The organism is Saccharibacillus qingshengii, from assembly GCF_013185195.1.
Classification (GTDB): Bacteria; Bacillota; Bacilli; order Paenibacillales; family Paenibacillaceae; genus Saccharibacillus; species Saccharibacillus qingshengii.
This window is the reverse complement of sequence record NZ_JAAZWC010000019.1, coordinates 1-17,734: the sequence shown is the minus strand read 5'-3', so window position 1 is coordinate 17,734 and position 17,734 is coordinate 1. Positions and strand designations below refer to the sequence as shown.

Sequence of the window (17,734 nt, the reverse complement as noted above, 5' to 3'; positions counted from 1 at the left end):
TCCTTTGTGCCGGCCGCGCGGCTTAAGCGGGGCGGCCGGTCTATGGATGGAAATACTCGGACCGGGCTTCCGCCCAGCTCGCATTCAATCGGTCGAACGCTTGGGCAAGATCCGGTGCCGCAATCAGTTCCTGCATATAACCGCCGGTCCAGAACGAGAAGTCGACGCGGTCGGCCAATTCGATAAAAGCATCGTTCGTTTGAACGCCTTCCACGAGGGTCGGCTTGAACGAGAGGAATTCGCGAAACTGTTCCATTTTCGGTTCCTGGTTGGAGTCGACCGGAAGAAAGCCCCAATCGTCTACAAAACCCGAGTCTTTGACGAAAAATTCGACCCATTCCTGCGCGATGTCCGGTGCGGTGCTGAACTTGCTGACCCCGATGAAATAATCGGGATTGAGCGGCGCATAATAGGAACCGCTGTTATCGTAAGGGAACGGGAAGAAGCCGATCTCTTCGGATACCGCTCCCGCATCGATCAACTGCCGAATAGCCCAGCTTCCTTGAAAATACATCGCCGCGCTGCCCGAAGCAAGCTCCGCTTTGGAGGTTTCCCAGGAATTGGCGAACAGCTGGTCTTCGACATACCCTTCCCGAACGAGCCTGCGGACGATCCCAAGGCTCTCGCCCCATCGGCCGTCGATCTTCCAGGGTTCGTCGGTCAAAGTCATCTTGTTCAGATAGTCCGCATCGCCCGAAGAATAATTGACCAGGATATCTCCCCATTCTTTGAGCGGCCACTGGGCTCCGTAATTCAGATAGACGGGTACGATGCCTTGAGCTTTCAATTTGGCGCACGCTTCAAAAAACTCGCCGAGCGTCTGCGGAACCTTCTCGATGCCCGCCTGTCGAAAAGCTTTCTTATTATAAATGATTCCGTCCGTTGCGGTACCGGTGGCGAGTCCGTAATGTTTGCCTTCGTATTTGCGCAGATCCGCAAACCGCATATGATCGAACAGACTTTCTTTGAGCGGAGCGAAAAAGTTGGGCAGTTGGCTGCTCGGCATATTGATCGGGAGCAGCAGCACATCGCCGGCTTCGCGGGTAGACAGCCGATTGAGCACGTCGCCGGCGTAATCGGACAGCCCTTCGAAGCGGACATCCACGCCGGGACGATCCGCTTCGAAGCGTTCGGCATACCCGTCGAATACGCCGTTCTCGATCAGATCGATCCGGTTGGTCAGAACCGTCAGAATACGCGTCTGTTCCGGCGCAGGGCCGGACGGCGCTTCTTCGGCTTTTGGGCGGGAACAGCCGGATACCAGCAGGGCGGCGCATAGGGAAACGCGCAGAACGGTCCGTGCTAGGTTGGTCCATTCACCGGATGTATCAGTTTTCATGGTCACCCTCCATTTCCGTGAGACTGCCTGCATCGCCGGAAGACCAGGGAGGCAGCGTCAGATCGACGAACGTGCCGCGGCCTTCCTCGCTGGACACGCGCAGACCGCACCCCCGTCCGTAGCGCAGCGCCAGACGATGGTGAACGTTCTTGAGACCGACGCCTCCTCGGACACGCTTGCGGGGCGGCAGCCCGGCGGCGATCGCCCGGTTCAGTTTGTCGAGTGCCGCTTCGTTCATACCGCATCCGTTGTCCGAGACCCGAAAATGCAGCAGGCCGGCTTCCCGGAACCCGTCGATCGACAAGAGCATCAGCGGTTTGTCGTCGAGTCCGTGATAAGCGGCATTTTCGATAATAGGCTGCAGCGTCAGTCTCGGCAGCCGTTCGTCCAGCAGGTCGCCCGGTACGTTCACGTTCAAACGGAAACGTCCGCGGTAGCGGTAATTCAGCAGATCGACGTATCTCGCGGCATGCTCCAGCTCTTCCCGGACGGTGGCATCGCCGCCGGGATCGCCGGTGCTGTAGCGAAGCATGCGTCCGAGAATAGCGATCATATCGGCGGAATCGGAATCGTCGTTCAACTCGGCGGTCATCCGGATCGCTTCAAGCGTATTATAAACGAAATGCGGATTGATCTGGCTCTGCAGGGCGCCAAGCTCCGCTTCTTTCTTCTGGGCTTCGATCCGGTAGATGTCGGCGATCAGCTCTTCGATCCGGACCAGCATAAAGTTGAACTGGCTGCCCAGCTTGCCGATCTCGTCTTTGCGCCGGACCACGAAACGCACGCTCAAATCGCCCCGCTGGACGCGTTTCATCAAGCGCATCATGCCGTCGAGCGGGCGGGTAAGAGCCGAAGAGAGGAAGATCGAACTGAGCAGGGCGACCAGCGTGACGACGGCAATGGCCGCAAGCGTCGCATTGCGCGTATGCGCCGCATCCCGCGTCAAAGCGCCGAGAGGAATAGACAGTATGATTTTCCAGTCCGTCTGCTCGGAGGTATCGTAGACGACCAGCTGTTTTCCCGAAGAGGCCGCGGATCCGGAAGAAGGGGTATAGACGAAACTTCCGTGCGCCTCGCGCAGCCGGGGGAACAAGTCGCCGCTGCCGATATTCGTGCCGAGTCCCTGCATTCCGCTGTCGTAAATGACGACTCCGTCCGGATCGACCACAAGCGAGCGGCCCTGCGTCACCTGATCGAGTTCGGCGAACGTTTTTTGCAAAGTGCTAACCTGGGTATCGACCGCAATCAGTCCCACGGTATTCTGGAAGCCGTCCATCACTTTGCGCACCACTGTAAAAGCGTAACGGGTACTCTGAAGATTGCTGCGGAATTCCTGCGTAGGCAGCAGCAGGGCTTCGCCGCCGGAGTCTTGGGTCTTCTCGATCCAACTGCGGTAGCTGCCTGCGACATCCAGCCGCAGACCGCCTCCGGCCGCCGAAGAATACCCGTTTCCGTAACTGTCGAATACATAGATGGAACTGTCGCCGCCTTTGAGCGCATTGATGAAGTTCATGTTGTCTTCAAGGCCGCGCTGGATCGACAGCCGCAGGGCGTAATCTTCCGTGCCCGTATTCTCTTCGCCGGGAGCGGCCGTATACTGCTGGTAATACCGGTTCGAGCGGATCAGGTTATTCTTGAAATCTTCCATATAGGAAGGCATGGCGGACAAGGCGGTCATATCGCGGATGTAATCGTCCAGCCTGTCGATGACCTGCCCGATCATCTTCTGGGAATAGGCCGCCGTGTTGTTCTGGATCGAGCGCGAGTAGCTGCTGTACGAGATGCCTCCGATCACCGACAGCGGCAGGAGGATCAGCAGCACGAAGACCAGCAGAAGCTTTTTCTCCATCCGCATATCGGCGAACCGGAGTTTGCCGAACATTAGGCGGAGCGAACGTTTGAACGGAGGCATAGCCTTAACTCCACCTATCGCTTTATAATATTGTTTGCTTTTGTTGATAAAATTAGTATAACAAAATCAAGCTTGCAGCGTCCATGACTTTTGTGAAGACGGCGAGCGTCCGATCCCCGTTGCACCTTGAAGGCCCAGGGCTTACGATAGACACAGCATAGGGCGCTTCGGCCAACCGGGAAAACCGGAGACCGCAGGCGCCCTGCCAAGCAGAAAAAGAAGGAGGGCGGCCGCTTTGATCCGGACGCTTGCGGTAACGCACGACCACCAAGTTCATCTCGATATTCCGCTGACCGAGCTCGACCCGTTGAAATTCCAATGGTTCTGGGCGGATTTTCAGGCTCCCACATCCCGGGAAACGGAACTGCTCGGCACTTATTTTCATTTTCATCCGCTCGAGATCGAAGACTGTCTCAACGATGTGCAGCGTCCCAAGATGGACCCGCACGAGAAGTACGTTTTTCTGATTACCCATGCGCTTGGCAAGGGAGGCAAGGAAGCGGGCGAAGTGGATATGTTTCTCGGGCGCACCTTCCTGGTGACGTTCCATTTCGAACGCATGCGGGAAATCGATGAAGCGTGGGAACGTATCCGCACCCGCGCCGTCGACCCGTCGAAGAAAACGAATCCCGTCGCCGCCGCTTATCTGGTACTCGATGCGCTGGTGGACGAATATTTCCCCTGCGTGTTCGGCGTCGAAGACGAGCTTGCGGATCTGGAGGAAAAAGGCCGCCGGGAATCGGTCGATCGCCTGCTGGCCCAGGTATTCGATCTGCGCTCGCGGCTGCTCAAGCTGCATCATACGATCGTGCCGATGCGGGATCTGCTGTACCGGATCATCAATTCGCAGCACGTCGACGATTCGCAGGAATACCGGGTCTATTTTACCGATATTTACGACCATCTGCTGAAGCTGTCCGAGATGATCGACTCCAATCGCGAGATGACGGCCGATCTGCGCGACAGCTACATCTCGCTCAATTCCAACCGGATGAACGGGATCATGAAGACGCTGACGGTTATCACGACCATTTTCATGCCGCTGACGCTGATCGCCGGCATATACGGGATGAATTTCGAGCATATGCCGGAGCTGCATTGGAAATACGGGTATTTCGGCGTGCTCGGCGGTATGCTGTTCCTGGCGGGGGCGATGATCGGCTGGTTCTGGCGCAGAGGCTGGTTCAAATAAGCGGGTTCGAATAAACGGAAAAAGCAGCGGGAGAACGCCGGAACGACATTCGGATTTGGCTCCCATCGCTGGAAAATGCAGGGATGAACGGCTCCGGAAAGTTCGCCTGTGGCGGACACTTTCCGGAGAAAAGCTGAAAAAGTACGGAGCGGCGCCCGCTTCTGTCCGTTCGGTCTGTGGCGCGTGAAACCGTTAACGCTTGAAAAACGTAACTTGTCCCGCTACAATATAAAGGAAACCAAAATCATGGGGTCTTCGGGCACGGGCTGACGGCAGAGAAAGCATTTCGAAGCCGGAAGGTTCGCCGCTCCAAGGCTGTAAAAAATAAACTAACTAGTACCTTGACCGAATCAAATCCGACGTTTGCGTTCATCGGAAACACGCACGGTTCAAGCGGGTTTTGATGGACGTAACCTAACATCGTTATCGGTCAAGGAACAGTAAACGGTAGGGGATGATCTTTCAGTGCAGCTGAAAAAGTTAAACGATAAAACGGTCGATCAATTGTTCGAGGCCATTCTGACGCTCAAGGATCTGGAAGAATGCTATGTCTTTTTTGACGATCTGTGCACGGTGAACGAGATTCAGTCGCTGTCGCAGCGCCTTGAAGTGGCGCGCATGCTCGGCAAAGGCAGCACGTACAACCAGATCGAAGCCGAGACTGGCGCAAGCACCGCGACGATCTCGCGCGTAAAACGCTGCCTGAACTACGGCAACGACGGATACAAACTGACGCTCGAGCGTCTGGGACGTTAAGATGATGAACAAAACGGGCGCACTGATTATCAGTCACGGTTCGCCTCAGCCCGAATGGGTGGAGGCGGTTAACGATGCGGCCGGCAAAGTCAGAATCAAGGAACATATGCCGGTCGCGGTGTCGTTTCTGGGCAATGTGGAAGGGTCGTCGATTCAAGACGGCATCGACGAGTTGGAAGCGGAAGGCGTCACGGACATTCTGGCCGTGATGCTGTTCGTGTCGGAAGGCAGTACGCATATCGACGAGATCGAATATGCGCTTGGCATCAAGGATGCCCCGGATCGGGAGACGGATCTTGAACCGTTTGCGATCAAAGCCCGCATGCACGTCGGACGCCCGATGGGCGACGACGCGGATGTGGCCCGCATGGTCTGGGACAAGGTCTCGCCGGCTTCGGTCAACCCGGAGCGGGAAGTGATCCTGCTCGTCGGACACGGCAGTATCCACGACGGATTCCGTCAGCGCTGGGAAGCCGGAGCTTCGGCTCTGACCAAGCGCGTCGGCGAAACGAGCGGACTGCTGTGCGATTATGCGCTGCTCAATCCCGACAGCGTGCGGACCAAAGCCGAAGAATGGATCTCCAAAGGCCGGCGCGTGTTGATTGCTCCGCTGTTCCTGAGCACGGGTTACTTCCTGCAGACGGTCATTCCGCGCAAGCTGGAAGGACTGGATTACGGTTACACGGGCGAGGCGCTGCTGCCCCATCCGCTGCTGCCGGTCTGGATCGAGCGGCAGGTCGAAACGCTGCTGCTCGGCATCGAAGGCGAAGCGGGTTCTTCGGCGGGAGACGGCTCCGTAGGTTGATACGGCACGATGGAATGAAAAATGGATCTAATTCTCTATGAAGCGAAGGTTCCGCACAGCGGCGGCCTTCGCTTCGAGTTGTAATCGAAAGCCGGATACGGCGTTCCGGACCGATGCAGCCCTTTTGACCGGGCCTGCGGAAGAGAAGGAAGCGCCTTACGGCAAGAACTTATAAGGAACAGGTGGAATTTGAAAGATGAGAAGAGCGAGGCTGATCTATAATCCGACGTCCGGACGGGAAGAGATGCGGCGCCGGCTGCCGGATATTTTGCAGCGTCTTGACGAAGGCGGGATCGAGACGACCGTACATGCGACGACGGGAGAAGGCGACGCGACGCTTGCGGCGATCGATGCGGCGCAGCGCGGCTACGATATCGTCATCGCCGCGGGCGGAGACGGTACGATCTATGAGGTGGTCAACGGTCTGGCGAATCAGGAACATCGGCCGGATCTCGGCGTATTTCCGCTCGGCACGACCAACGACCTGTCGCGTGCGCTCGGCATTTCGCGTCAATGGGAAGATTACTGCGATCTCGTGCTGCGCGGCGAATCGCGTCCGATCGACGTGGGACGGGCGAATGATCGGTATTTCATCAATATCGCGGGCGGAGGCTCGCTGACGGAACTGACGTACGAGGTGCCGAGCCGTCTGAAGACGATGATCGGCCAGCTCGCTTATTATTTCAAAGGCGTCGAGAAGATGGTCAACCTGAGTCCGATGCAGCTGAAGATCGAAGCGGAAGGCCAGGGCGAGATCGAAGGCGAATTCATGGTCTTCCTGATCGGCAACACCAATTCGGTCGGCGGATTCGAACGTCTCATGCCGGATGCACGGATCGACGACGGGCTGCTGGATGTCATTTTGCTCAAAAAATGCAATCTGGCCGAATTCATCCGCGTTGTCTCGATGGCGCAGCGCGGCGATCATTTCAACGATCCGAACGTGATCTATTTCCGCACGAAGCGGCTCGAAGTGACTTCGCCGAATGACGTGCTGCTGAACCTCGACGGCGAACTGGGCGGACGCCTGCCGGGTGTGTTCGAAGTGCTGCCTCAGCATCTGCGGGTATTTGCGTAAGATCGGGCGGCAGGCTCCGGCGCGAAGACACGCAGAGGCTGCGATCTTAGGCTTGGATGCCGCTTTGGCGCGGACGAAAATCGTGTCCCGCCGCACATAACGTGTTACAATACGGGAGGAAGAACCGCGTCCGGCGGCAGAGCATCAGGCCGGGCGGAGGGCATCCTCCTTTTTGGCGTGTCTGAAAAAATGTAAAAGGCCAACAAGGATAGACTTAAGAGGCCAGGTTGCTTTTTCGGCAATCTAACGTTGAGCTCATCTCCTTCATGAATATAAGCGAAAGAAGTGAATAGAATGAACAAAAACAACAACGGCCGCAGTACGGGCAAAAGCGGCGGGCAGGGACGCGGAGGCAAAAGCAAGCCGCCTATGGGAGCGTCCGCGGGACGCAGCCGCGGCGGCGCGGGCCGGACGAACACCGGTCGCGGAAGAGGCGGGGCACGTCCGGAAGAAGAAATCGAAGGTCTGCCGGTCGCCAAGAACGACGAAGTTACCCTCGACATTATCGGCATGAACCATAACGGCGAAGGCGTCGGCCGGGCGGACGGCTATACGCTGTTCGTAGCCGGTGCGCTGCCGGGCGAGAAGATCTCGGCCAAAGTCATCAATACCAAAAAACAGTACGGGTACGCCAAAATGGGGATGCTGCTCGAGAAAAGCCCAAGCCGCGTCGAAGCGCCGTGCGAAATCTTCGACCGCTGCGGCGGCTGCCAGATCCAGCATCTGGATTACCCGGCTCAGCTGGAATGGAAGCGGCAGCAGGTCGCGGACAGTCTCCAGCGGATCGGGAAACTGAAGGTGCGGACGTTCGGCGCCGAGCAAACTGCCGAATACGCGGAAGAGGCTTCCACCGGGCAGCCGCTTCCAGCGCTTGAAGAGACCGGCTTCGGCGGCGGCGAAGGCCGCGAGAATGCGGAAGAACAAGCAGGCAGTCCGGCTTCCGAAGCCGGAACGCTGGCCGTACCGGCCGAAGCGGATTCCGCGGCAGGGGAAGGCGCGGCTTCGGGCGGGTCTGCCGCAGCCGACGGCGATTCGCTTGGCGTCCTCGTGCCGCCGACGCTTGGCATGAGCGATCCGTGGCGCTACCGCAACAAAGCCCAAGTGCCGATCGGCGAAGAAAGCGGCCGCCTGATCGGCGGGTTCTACGCGCGCGGCACCCACCGCATCGTCGATATGGAGACGTGCATCATTCAGCATGAAGCCAACGACGAGATGGTCGAGACCGTCAAAGCGATCGGCCGCGAGCTGGGCATCCCTGCTTACGAAGAAGAGACCGGCCGAGGACTGCTGCGGCACGTTGTGGTCAAGGTGGCTTTTGCGACGGGCGAGAAGATGGTGGTACTGGTCACGAACAGCGAACGTCTGCCGAAGGCCGAGCAGTGGACCGCCGCGATCCAAGAACGCGTACCCGGCGTAAAAAGTATCTGCCACAACGTGAACATGCGCCAGACGAACGTCATCTTCGGCGATGTGACCACCGTGCTGTGGGGCGAAGAAGTCATTCACGACTACATCGGGGAGATCAAGTTCGCGATCTCGGCCCGTTCCTTCTACCAGGTCAACCCGGCGCAGACAGAAGTGCTGTACGGCAAAACGCTCGAATATGCAGGTCTGACCGGCAAAGAAACCGTGATCGACGCCTACTGCGGCATCGGCACCATCTCGCTGTTCCTCGCGCAAAAAGCAAAGCGGGTCTACGGCGTCGAGATCGTCAAGGAAGCGATCGAAGACGCGCGCAAAAACGCCGAGATCAACGGCATCGATAACGCTGAATTCGAAGTCGGCGCGTCTGAAGACGTGATTCCGCGCTGGAAAGAGCAGGGCATCACGCCGGACGTGATCGTCGTCGATCCGCCGCGCAAAGGCTGCGACATCAAGCTGCTGGAGACGATTATCGAGATGAAGCCGGAACGCGTGGTCTACGTGTCGTGCAACCCGGCTACGCTGGCGCGCGATCTTCGTGTGCTGGAAGACGGCGGGTTCAAGACGGTGAAGGTGCAGCCGGTGGATATGTTCCCGCAGACGGTGCATGTGGAGGCTGTGGCGCTGCTGGTACGGCAGGATTTGGAGTAAGGGAATCGGTGAGTTGGGGACGCAGGTTTTACTGCGTCCCCCTTTTTATGTTAAGGACTATATGAAATCGCGCGTATCCCCTTTGTTTACATTCTTGAAGTTTCCTTTTTTCGAAATTAAATAGGTGTTCTCGATCGGTATCTCAAGCAAGCATTGCTTGATCAATTCCGAAGAAAGTGATGTACTCGCATTGCTGGCAGAGCCATGCTTTAAAATCGGATCATACATAGTAAGCAGACCAACGACTGTTGTTTTAAGAGCAGAAGCAACCTTTTCCAGTGTCTTGATGGTAGGATTCTTTTCTCCACGCTCGATCTGTCCTATATAAGAGGTATTGATCCCAGAGATCAAAGCAAGCTGCTCTTGGCTTAGACCGTTTTGCTGTCTGAGAAATCGAATGCTTTCTCCAATCGTCTGAATGCTATCCATTATGCCTCCTCCCACTCCAAACGATAGATTTTTTTCCAGAAAGCCTCAACGGACTATAGTCAAGTAATGCATTGATATAGTCGCGAAGTGATACAGTTGGCAATGAGAACACGAATAAAAGCATAAAATACATGATGGGCTAATTGAATTTTGAGAATTGGATTTCCATTTCGGTGAGTTAAATATGTCCGTGTTCTTTGAGGCTATAAAATTGATGGTCGCCAATAATGACATGATCAAGTACCTCTATACCGATGATCTTGCCTGCATCGACAAGGCGCTTGGTCATCTTCACATCTTCAAAGGAAGGTTCTGGATCTCCGCTAGGGTGATTGTGTGCACAGATCAGCGAAGCGCTGCAGCGTTTGATTGCCGCTTGGAATACTTCACGAGGATGTACGATTGCTGAATTCAAGTTTCCTATCGAGACTACTTCTTTAAAGATCAGTCGATTTTTTGTGTTCAAGAAAAGGCAGATGAAGTTTTCTTTTGTAGCATGTTTGTATTCAGAGGAGAGAAGATCAAATACATCTTGTGGATTTCGAATCGCGGTTGGATTATGGGTTGGAGCTGCCAGGACGGTAGCTAATTTCAGCATGGCAGTGATTTGACGGGCTTTTCCTGCGCCAATGCCTTTGATCGTAACCAACTGTTGTTCGGTAGCACTCAGAAGCTCCGTCTTTGTAGGGAACTGGTCGAAGAGCTGTTGAATGGTATAACTGTCTTCTTGCTCTCTGAGAGACTGAGCAATTAGGCATTTAAGATTATCATTCAATTGATATTTCATTTTATCTTCCTCCATTAATGTAGATAATTGAACAGACAAAACCCCAAGCGCATAATGCGCTTGGGGTTCAACGTGATGGAACATAAATTGTTGAGCTCTACGTGAAATTGCGTACTGATTTCATTTTGATATGCAATAGAATGGACGTGTACGTTTACAAGATTTAGTTTCTCTCCTTTCTTGAAGCTTGCTATACATACTGTATAGGTATCTAATGAATAATATGTATTTAAAAAATGAGACTTTCCTGTTTTCTAAAGCATGTAGGCAAACCTATTTAGCCAAATCCGAATCAAAATTAAAGTTGAAAAAGTTTGAATATTCTCGCTGTCTTTTCAGAACGAGATGCTAGGCGTCGTTATCATAAACACCTAGTAAATATCCGTAACTCATTCATACTAATTCACACCAAAACGAAAATATTCATTCCAATTCAAATTTCATCAAGCTATAATAAATGAGTCTTATTCTTAAAGCAATACATGGAGGTAAAGCGTATGTATAATGAGCCTGAAAAATGGTCGAGCCTTGAAGAGGTAGCCGAGCATTTAGGCGTGAGTAAAGATACGATTCGTAACTGGATAAAGAAAGATGTCATCCCGCATCGTCGGGTAGGTAAGTTGTTTAAATTTAGGATCTCGGAAGTGGATTCTTGGGTAGATAGCGGGAAGAGTGCGCAGATTGAATAGTTTACCAACGGCAGTAAGTCAGAGAAGTATGTAGGAGGGTTGTTGATTAACATGGTGGTTGCAAATAGGCTGTACAACAGCAGCTTAACTTCCGAACAATTTCTTTTCTATGAAATGAGGATTGTTTCTAAGCAGTATCTTGAAGGAAAGTCGATTGACGAAATTATTAAAGATATAAAAGCCGATAATTTGTTTCAGTACCCAACTGAGCGGAAGATGTCCAGGATTGCTCGAGCCTGTCAAAGAAGAGTTCTCGCTCTCGGTAACGAGAATCTGATTCATGAATTGGCAAATGCATCCGTCGAAGTAGCAAAGCAAGTAAACCTTTATGCGATGATGCGATACAGTCGTCTTGTCCGTGAGTTTATGACTGATCTTATTGGTGAGAAGTACCGTCAGCAAGAATTTTCTTACACTCGAAAGGACATCAATGGTTTTTTCTCCCGTTTGCAAGAACAGAACGACGACGTAGCAGCTTGGAGCGAGCAAACGGTAATGAAGCTGAAGCAGGTACTGACTAAGTGCCTGATTGAAACGGAGATGCTAGATAGTATAAAAGATACCACGTTAAATCCAATCTTCATTAGTGAAGAATTAGAAACGGGCATTCGCGAAAATAATGATTTGACCGCGCTTGCCGCTTTCAACTGTTTCAGGTAGGAGTGTAAATATGGCTGAAATCAAACAAGAACTGGACAGAATCAAATCGCGAATTTCAGATGTGAATTTCCTTGCCAACAAAGGGTTGTCGAACGAGGTCGGAATACACGTATTTACATATGCACCGCAGCATGAGTTAATCGTCCGAGATTACGTTGAACGACTTGTCAATACTCCATCCGACGATTTTCGCGTTATTGAAAAGGATATGTATAAGATTCTTCTTGAAATTCTGGAGGAGAAGCGTGTGCTTGGCACGGTTGCAGCACTAGAGGAGAAAAAAGGTAAGGATTATCTGCTTACTCAGTTACAGAAGATTGCCACGCAGGAGGCATTCTTATCGAAGATGAGATATGAGCCGCACGAACGCGGGGATGTGCTGTTTTTAACGGGCCTCGGCAAAGTATATCCCTTTATGCGTTCACATAAGATGCTTGACAGTATGCAGCAGGTATTCTCGGATATACCAATTGTAATGTTCTACCCAGGAGAATTTAACGGACAAAGCCTAATCCTTTTCGAGAAGTTCCTTGACGGAAACTATTATCGGGCATTCAATCTACTATAACCGGAGGGAAGCAAATGAAGATTCAGAGTATGTTCCAAAAAGATATCAATCGCGATATCAATGGTGTTATCAAAGTAGCACAAGATGACGAAAAAAGCCTCGTTCAGGAACTTGACGAGTACATTATCACCAAGGAACTCCGTCGACATTTCGGCACGTTTTTTGATAATTACTCGAAAGCTATCGATTATCCTACCGATAAAATCGGTGTATGGATTTCGGGTTTCTTTGGAAGTGGTAAATCACACTTTCTCAAAATGTTGTCTTATCTTCTAGCGAATCGTAAGATCGGTGACAGAAAAGCTGTAGACTTCTTTGAAAATAAATTTGATGATCCAATGATGTATGCGACGGTTGTCCGCAGCACGAACATCCCCACAGAGTCTATCCTTTTCAATATAGATATTGAAGGGCCTATTAACAAAGATAAAACGGCAGTCCTTCGTGTATTCGCCAAGGTGTTTTATAATCATTTGGGATTTTACGGAGAGGACTTGAAAATCGCAAAACTCGAACACTTTGTAGACAGGCAAGGTAAGACCGAGATGTTTAGAGAGTCCTTCGAAGAAGTTAATGGTGCGTCATGGTTAGAAGCACGTGCCACTTATGCTTTCTTTGAGGATGATATCGTATCTGTCCTGCAAAGTGTTCTCGGTATGAGTGAAATCGCTGCCCGCAACTGGTTCAACGGCGAGGAACATGCCGATATGAGCATAAAGCAGCTGGTTGAAGAGATTAAAACGTATGTTGATGAAAAAGGCAAAGACTTTCGTCTGTTGTTCTGCGTAGACGAGGTCGGCCAGTACATCGGCGATGACAGTGATTTGATGATAAACCTTCAGTCTATTGTCGAAGAGGTAGGGAGCAAGTGCCTGGGTAAAGTCTGGGTAATGGTCACAAGCCAAGAAGCCATCGACTCTGTTATAAAAATAAGCGGACAGGACTTCTCTAAGATTCAAGGACGGTTCAATACTCGGTTGTCGCTGTCATCAGCATCGGTAGATGAGGTTATCAAAAAGCGTATTCTCAAAAAGAAGGAAGACGCCGACCGACTTCTGCAGCTTGTTTACGACAAAGAGCGTGCCGTGCTGAAAAATTTGTTCACATTTAACAATGCGGTATTGGACATCAAGGGTTACGCCGATGGGGCCGAATTTTCTGCTACATATCCATTCGTGCCTTATCAGTTCATTATTATTCAAAAAGTACTCGCCGAGATACGCAAACACGGTAACTCCGGGAAGCACCTCTCAGGCGGCGAGCGTTCTATGCTTTCCGGGTTCCAAGAGGCTGCTCAGAAAGTACAAGAGAAAGACGAAAATGCCCTCGTACCTTTCTCGCAATTCTACGATACGGTGCATACTTTCCTGGAAAGTCCAATACGCCGAGTGATTGATCGCTGCCAGACTGCAGCCGACCAACATGATGGTTTGGAGCAGCTTGATGTGAGTGTCTTGAAACTCCTTTATCTCGTTCGCTATATTGATGACATTAAGACAAACATCGACAATATTGCTATTTTAATGATTGATGATATCCGTACAGACAAGATCAATCTTCGTCTTGAAATCGCTACTTCATTGGAGCGCTTGGAAACACAAAACTATGTCGCGCGTAGTGGAGACAACTACTCGTTCCTCACCGATGAAGAGCAGGATGTCGCGATTGACATCCGAAACACAACCGTGGACAGTACGACAATCGTTCAGAGTATTGGACAGACCATATTCAGCGAAATCTATCCGTCAAAGAAATACAAGTACAATAAATACGACTTCGCTTATGACCAGTATATCGATGAAACCCTCGTTGGAGCGACAACTGGTGGAGTTCGCTTGCGCTTTGTCACCGTAGCAAGTGACTACTACAACGCTCCTGAAACAAAGCTGATCATGGACTCGCAAGTTAACCATGAAGCGATTGTACTGCTTTCAAGCGCAGTGCAATACTTTGAGGATTTAGAAACCGCTGCGAAAATCAAGAAATATATTAAACAAAAGAACGTATCCCAACTTTCTGAGAGTGTTCAAGACATTATCCGTAAGCGCCAGGTGCAAGCACGGATACTTGAAGAGAATGCTAAGAAGCAGATTGAAAAGTCTATCGTTGATAGTGTGGTATACATCTACGGTGAAAAAGTCGAGATGAAGTATAGCGAGGCAAGAGGAAAGCTTGACGAAGCCTTGAAACAATTGATAGAAAGTGTCTACTCCAAGTTAAGCCTGGTAAACAAGTTCAGAGATAGCGACGCGGATATTCTGGCCATCCTCAACGGAGAGCCGGAACAAATGGGCTTTGCCGGTAGCGGATCAAATAACGAATTTGCCCTGAACGAAGTAAGTCAATGGCTGGAGGAACGCTATATGAGTCGCGTCCCCGTCTCAATGGGCGATGTGCAAAGACGTTATCAGGCGATTCCTTATGGTTGGCGTGAGGTGGATATCGCTGCCCTTATCGCAAGGCTCGTTGTTTCGCAAAAGATTGAAATCCGTTACGGCGGTGCAATCGTTGGCAAGGACGACAGAAATCTTGTCGGCTACCTTCGCAAAAAATCCGAGATAGACAAGGCGAATGTAAGCCGCCGAATTGCACCGAGTGAAGAACTGATGCGTAAAAGCATTACATTCCTACGCAACTGGCTCAATCAAATGGGAATTCCCGAAGACGAAGATGGGCTTATCGCCTTTGTGAAGGAGACGTTTGAACCGAAACTTGCACACTATGAGAAACTTCTTGACGAATACAATCGCGACCGCTATCCACAAAAAGAAGTGGTAACAGCCGCTCGTGATCTGATGAGCGACATTCTATCGCAAAAACGTGACAACGTTGCATTGCTCACTCGTCTGATTGCTAAACAAGATGATCTTCACGACTGTTCTGAGGATATGGAGGAAGTTGAAACTTTCTTCAAGTCTCAAAAGGCTATCTTTGATGCAGCGCGGCAATTACAGCGTGACCTGCAAAACGAGCGGGACTATTTCGTTACGAATACAGATGCGATCGAAAAGATAAGCGAAATTTCGTCAATTCTTGCGATGCCAGAGCCCTACGGTAAGATTAAAGATCTCTCCGATCTGATGCAGGGAGTAAGAAACGCCTACAGCACATTGCTCGAACAGAAGAAAGAGGAAGTTCATGGTAATATCACGCAGTGTATGGGCGACGTTCACACGCTGGCCGATGTCGGCAACCAAACCGATGACGAAGTGAAGAAGGCAGATGACCGCTTTGTCGAATATAAACGGAAAGTTGACGATGCCACAAACTTGACTATGCTTGATGCGATGATTACACAATTACTGAACTATAAAGACCTAGTTTGTAAGCGGATTGAATCAATGCTTCACGATCAGCCGATTACACCGGGCACTACCACGCCTCCGAAGCCGCAGAAAATCGCACAAGTACGCCGATATGACGTGTTTCCTGTTAAAAGGCTGGCATCTCGCGAGGATGTAGATGGTTATCTTGAAAACATTCGTAAAAAGTTGTACGACACGCTGGATGCAAACGACGGCATTCAAATTAACTAAGCAAAGGTGAGAACATGAATAAGAATGCCATTCAAAAATACGCGATCTGGGCACGTACAGAACTCATTGAACAGGTAAAGCAGCGTGCCTTTCAATACGACATTACCGAGAAGGGCTACGGCGATGAGAACGCTACCGTTATCGCAGGGCGTGTACTGGAGCCTGAAGAGAAGCGGCAGCGGCAGTCGTTTATCGAGATCATAAAAGCAAATGGATTCAAGCAAACCGTTGAAGAAGTAGCATACACTTGGTTCAATCGATTTGTCGCCCTACGCTATATGGAAGTGAACGACTTCCTCCCCACTCACGTCCGTGTATTTTCAGATTCGAGTGGCGCCTTCAATCCCGAGATTCTAAAAAATGTTCTGCATCTTGATCTTGAAGGGCTAAACAAGACGAAAGTGTCTGAGCTACTGAACGACAATAAAACAGACGAACTCTACCGCTATCTTCTATTGACGCAATGCAATGCTCTGAACGCGCTTTTGCCCGAAATGTTTGAGCGTTTGGGTGCATATACCGAAATGCTCTTGCCGAATAATATCTTAAGGCCGGAAGGTGTCATAGGACGACTTGTGAGAGACATACCTGAAGAAGATTTCCGTGACGCCGTGCAGATTATCGGCTGGTTGTACCAATATTACAACACCGAGCCGAAACAAATGGTGTTTGATGGACTCAAGAAGAACGTCAAAATTACAAAAGAGAATACCCCTGCCGCTACTCAACTCTTTACGCCGGACTGGATTGTGCGTTATATGGTGGAGAATTCACTTGGGAGGCTGTGGCTTGAATCACATCCAGGCAGCTCGCTACGTACAAACTGGAAATACTACCTTGACGAGGCGGAGCAAACGCCGGAAGTCGCAAAGCGTCTTCGTGTTTTGCGTAGTGAAAATAACGTTAAGTCACCAGAAGACATTAAAGTAATGGATCCATGTATGGGTAGCGGTCATATTTTGGTGTACGCTTTTGACGTGCTGATGCAAATTTATATATCTGAGGGTTATTCCGAGCGCGACGCGGCCAAGCTGATACTCGAAAAGAACCTCTACGGATTGGAGATAGACCGCCGTGCTTATCAGCTTGCCTACTTCGCGCTGATGATGAAAGCAAGGCAGTATAACCGTCGTATCCTGACACAGAGTGTGTATCCGCAGGTGTACGAGCCGACGGGCTATGTGGACGGCATGGAATATGGCTCGCTTATTCGCGTAGACGAGCTTGAACCGATGCCAGAACAACCGAAAGGTCAGCTCACGCTGTTTGTCGATAGTTATGACGTAAAATTGAACGCTTGGAACTTCCGAAGACTGCTTGCACAGAAGTATGATGTAGTCGTGACCAATCCTCCTTATATGGGCGGAGCTGGAATGAGCTCCGAAATGTTGGATTTTGTGAAGAAGCAGTATCCAGACAGTAAAAGCGATCTGTTCGCCGTATTCATTGAAAAGTGTGGCGAATTGCTGAAACCTACGGGCTATCAGGCGATGATTACGCAACACGCTTGGATGTTCCTATCAAGCTACGAAAAACTGCGTAGTAAAATGATTCATCGTGATGATATTGTGAATATGGTACACCTTGGTTCAAGGGCATTTGAGGAAATCGGCGGTGAAGTCGTACAGACGACCACCTTCGTGCTTTCAAAACAAAAAATTATTGATTTTGAGGCAACTTACATCCGCTTAGTAGACTATAATAGCCAAAAGGCAAAGGAAAGAGCGTTCTTATCTGGCGACGACCGTTATATCGCGAAAAAGGAGAACTTCGAGAAGATACCTGGCTGCCCCGTATCCTACTGGGTAGGAAGCAATGGGATTAACAACTTTTTAAAAGACGGATTGTCAATCCAAGTGCAACACTTCGTCCTGAAACGATTCGTGTGTAGACTTCCAGCCTAGACATTT

The 17,734-nt window shown here is 50.9% G+C and carries 13 protein-coding genes and 1 pseudogene; 10 read left to right on the top strand and 4 right to left on the bottom strand.

The window, feature by feature from the left end; translation table 11 throughout:
• Window positions 1-40: 40 nt before the first annotated feature.
• Both HRQ60_RS15960 and HRQ60_RS15955 read right to left on the bottom strand, forming a co-directional pair.
• Entirely contained in the window at window positions 41-1,339 is a 1,299-nt protein-coding gene (locus HRQ60_RS15960; protein ID WP_172197208.1) for an ABC transporter substrate-binding protein, read from the bottom strand.
• The gene (locus tag HRQ60_RS15955) at window positions 1,329-3,251 is read right to left on the bottom strand and encodes a cache domain-containing sensor histidine kinase (protein ID WP_172197205.1); all 1,923 of its coding nucleotides are present in this window, start codon (window positions 3,249-3,251) and stop codon (window positions 1,329-1,331) included. The genes HRQ60_RS15960 and HRQ60_RS15955 overlap by 11 nt, the downstream gene beginning before the upstream one ends.
• Before the next feature lie 235 nt (window positions 3,252-3,486).
• Here HRQ60_RS15955 and corA point away from each other — a divergent pair, with 235 nt between their 5' ends.
• The 5 genes from corA (at window position 3,487) to rlmD (ending at window position 9,155) form a co-directional block, all read left to right on the top strand.
• On the top strand, window positions 3,487-4,443 hold the full coding sequence (corA, locus tag HRQ60_RS15950) for a magnesium/cobalt transporter CorA (RefSeq protein ID WP_172197202.1): 957 nt from the start codon (window positions 3,487-3,489) through the stop codon (window positions 4,441-4,443).
• 465 nt (window positions 4,444-4,908) lie between these two features.
• Window positions 4,909-5,199 (top strand): YerC/YecD family TrpR-related protein, encoded by a 291-nt coding sequence (locus HRQ60_RS15945; protein WP_141448471.1) that lies wholly within the window; start codon window positions 4,909-4,911, stop codon window positions 5,197-5,199.
• A 4-nt stretch (window positions 5,200-5,203) separates the two neighbouring features.
• Window positions 5,204-6,004 (top strand): sirohydrochlorin chelatase, encoded by an 801-nt coding sequence (locus HRQ60_RS15940; protein ID WP_172197361.1) that lies wholly within the window; start codon window positions 5,204-5,206, stop codon window positions 6,002-6,004.
• Window positions 6,005-6,200: 196 nt separating this feature from the next.
• Window positions 6,201-7,082 carry a diacylglycerol kinase gene (locus HRQ60_RS15935; RefSeq protein WP_172197199.1) on the top strand — a complete coding sequence of 294 codons (882 nt, stop codon included), beginning with the start codon at window positions 6,201-6,203 and terminating at the stop codon, window positions 7,080-7,082.
• A gap of 510 nt (window positions 7,083-7,592) precedes the next feature.
• Window positions 7,593-9,155: a 23S rRNA (uracil(1939)-C(5))-methyltransferase RlmD gene (rlmD, locus tag HRQ60_RS15930; RefSeq protein ID WP_246281363.1), complete on the top strand. Its 1,563-nt coding sequence runs from the start codon at window positions 7,593-7,595 to the stop codon at window positions 9,153-9,155.
• Window positions 9,156-9,212: 57 nt separating this feature from the next.
• Here the strand turns inward: rlmD and HRQ60_RS15925 are convergent, their stop codons facing one another.
• Both HRQ60_RS15925 and radC read right to left on the bottom strand, forming a co-directional pair.
• On the bottom strand, window positions 9,213-9,584 hold the full coding sequence (locus HRQ60_RS15925) for a helix-turn-helix domain-containing protein (protein WP_172197196.1): 372 nt from the start codon (window positions 9,582-9,584) through the stop codon (window positions 9,213-9,215).
• A 178-nt stretch (window positions 9,585-9,762) separates the two neighbouring features.
• Entirely contained in the window at window positions 9,763-10,371 is a 609-nt protein-coding gene (gene radC / locus HRQ60_RS15920) for a RadC family protein (RefSeq protein WP_172197193.1), read from the bottom strand.
• Between the two features lie 497 nt (window positions 10,372-10,868).
• Between radC and HRQ60_RS15915 the strand changes: the two genes are divergently transcribed.
• The 5 genes and pseudogenes from HRQ60_RS15915 to pglX form a co-directional block, all read left to right on the top strand.
• A complete protein-coding gene (locus tag HRQ60_RS15915; RefSeq protein WP_172197190.1) occupies window positions 10,869-11,060 on the top strand; it encodes a helix-turn-helix domain-containing protein in 192 nt (63 codons plus the stop codon).
• A 51-nt stretch (window positions 11,061-11,111) separates the two neighbouring features.
• Window positions 11,112-11,720: a DUF1819 family protein gene (locus HRQ60_RS15910; RefSeq protein ID WP_172197355.1), complete on the top strand. Its 609-nt coding sequence runs from the start codon at window positions 11,112-11,114 to the stop codon at window positions 11,718-11,720.
• A gap of 10 nt (window positions 11,721-11,730) precedes the next feature.
• Entirely contained in the window at window positions 11,731-12,288 is a 558-nt protein-coding gene (locus tag HRQ60_RS15905; RefSeq protein ID WP_172197187.1) for a DUF1788 domain-containing protein, read from the top strand.
• Between the two features lie 14 nt (window positions 12,289-12,302).
• Window positions 12,303-15,824, top strand: coding sequence for a BREX system P-loop protein BrxC (gene brxC, locus HRQ60_RS15900; RefSeq protein WP_172197184.1), 3,522 nt, complete (start codon window positions 12,303-12,305; stop codon window positions 15,822-15,824).
• 14 nt (window positions 15,825-15,838) lie between these two features.
• Window positions 15,839-17,533 (top strand): annotated as a pseudogene (pglX, locus tag HRQ60_RS15895) (BREX-1 system adenine-specific DNA-methyltransferase PglX); the annotation flags it as partial.
• Window positions 17,534-17,734 lie beyond the last annotated feature (201 nt).

Coding starts and splice junctions, on each gene's coding strand:
- HRQ60_RS15915 (WP_172197190.1), top strand. CDS start 10,869: ATGTATAATGAGCCTGAAAAATGGTCGAGCCTTGAAGAGGTAGCCGAG.
- HRQ60_RS15940 (WP_172197361.1), top strand. CDS start 5,204: ATGAACAAAACGGGCGCACTGATTATCAGTCACGGTTCGCCTCAGCCC.
- radC (WP_172197193.1), bottom strand. CDS start 10,371: ATGAAATATCAATTGAATGATAATCTTAAATGCCTAATTGCTCAGTCT.
- HRQ60_RS15960 (WP_172197208.1), bottom strand. CDS start 1,339: ATGAAAACTGATACATCCGGTGAATGGACCAACCTAGCACGGACCGTT.
- HRQ60_RS15905 (WP_172197187.1), top strand. CDS start 11,731: ATGGCTGAAATCAAACAAGAACTGGACAGAATCAAATCGCGAATTTCA.
- rlmD (WP_246281363.1), top strand. CDS start 7,593: ATGAACCATAACGGCGAAGGCGTCGGCCGGGCGGACGGCTATACGCTG.
- HRQ60_RS15910 (WP_172197355.1), top strand. CDS start 11,112: ATGGTGGTTGCAAATAGGCTGTACAACAGCAGCTTAACTTCCGAACAA.
- HRQ60_RS15925 (WP_172197196.1), bottom strand. CDS start 9,584: ATGGATAGCATTCAGACGATTGGAGAAAGCATTCGATTTCTCAGACAG.
- brxC (WP_172197184.1), top strand. CDS start 12,303: ATGAAGATTCAGAGTATGTTCCAAAAAGATATCAATCGCGATATCAAT.
- HRQ60_RS15935 (WP_172197199.1), top strand. CDS start 6,201: ATGAGAAGAGCGAGGCTGATCTATAATCCGACGTCCGGACGGGAAGAG.
- HRQ60_RS15955 (WP_172197205.1), bottom strand. CDS start 3,251: ATGCCTCCGTTCAAACGTTCGCTCCGCCTAATGTTCGGCAAACTCCGG.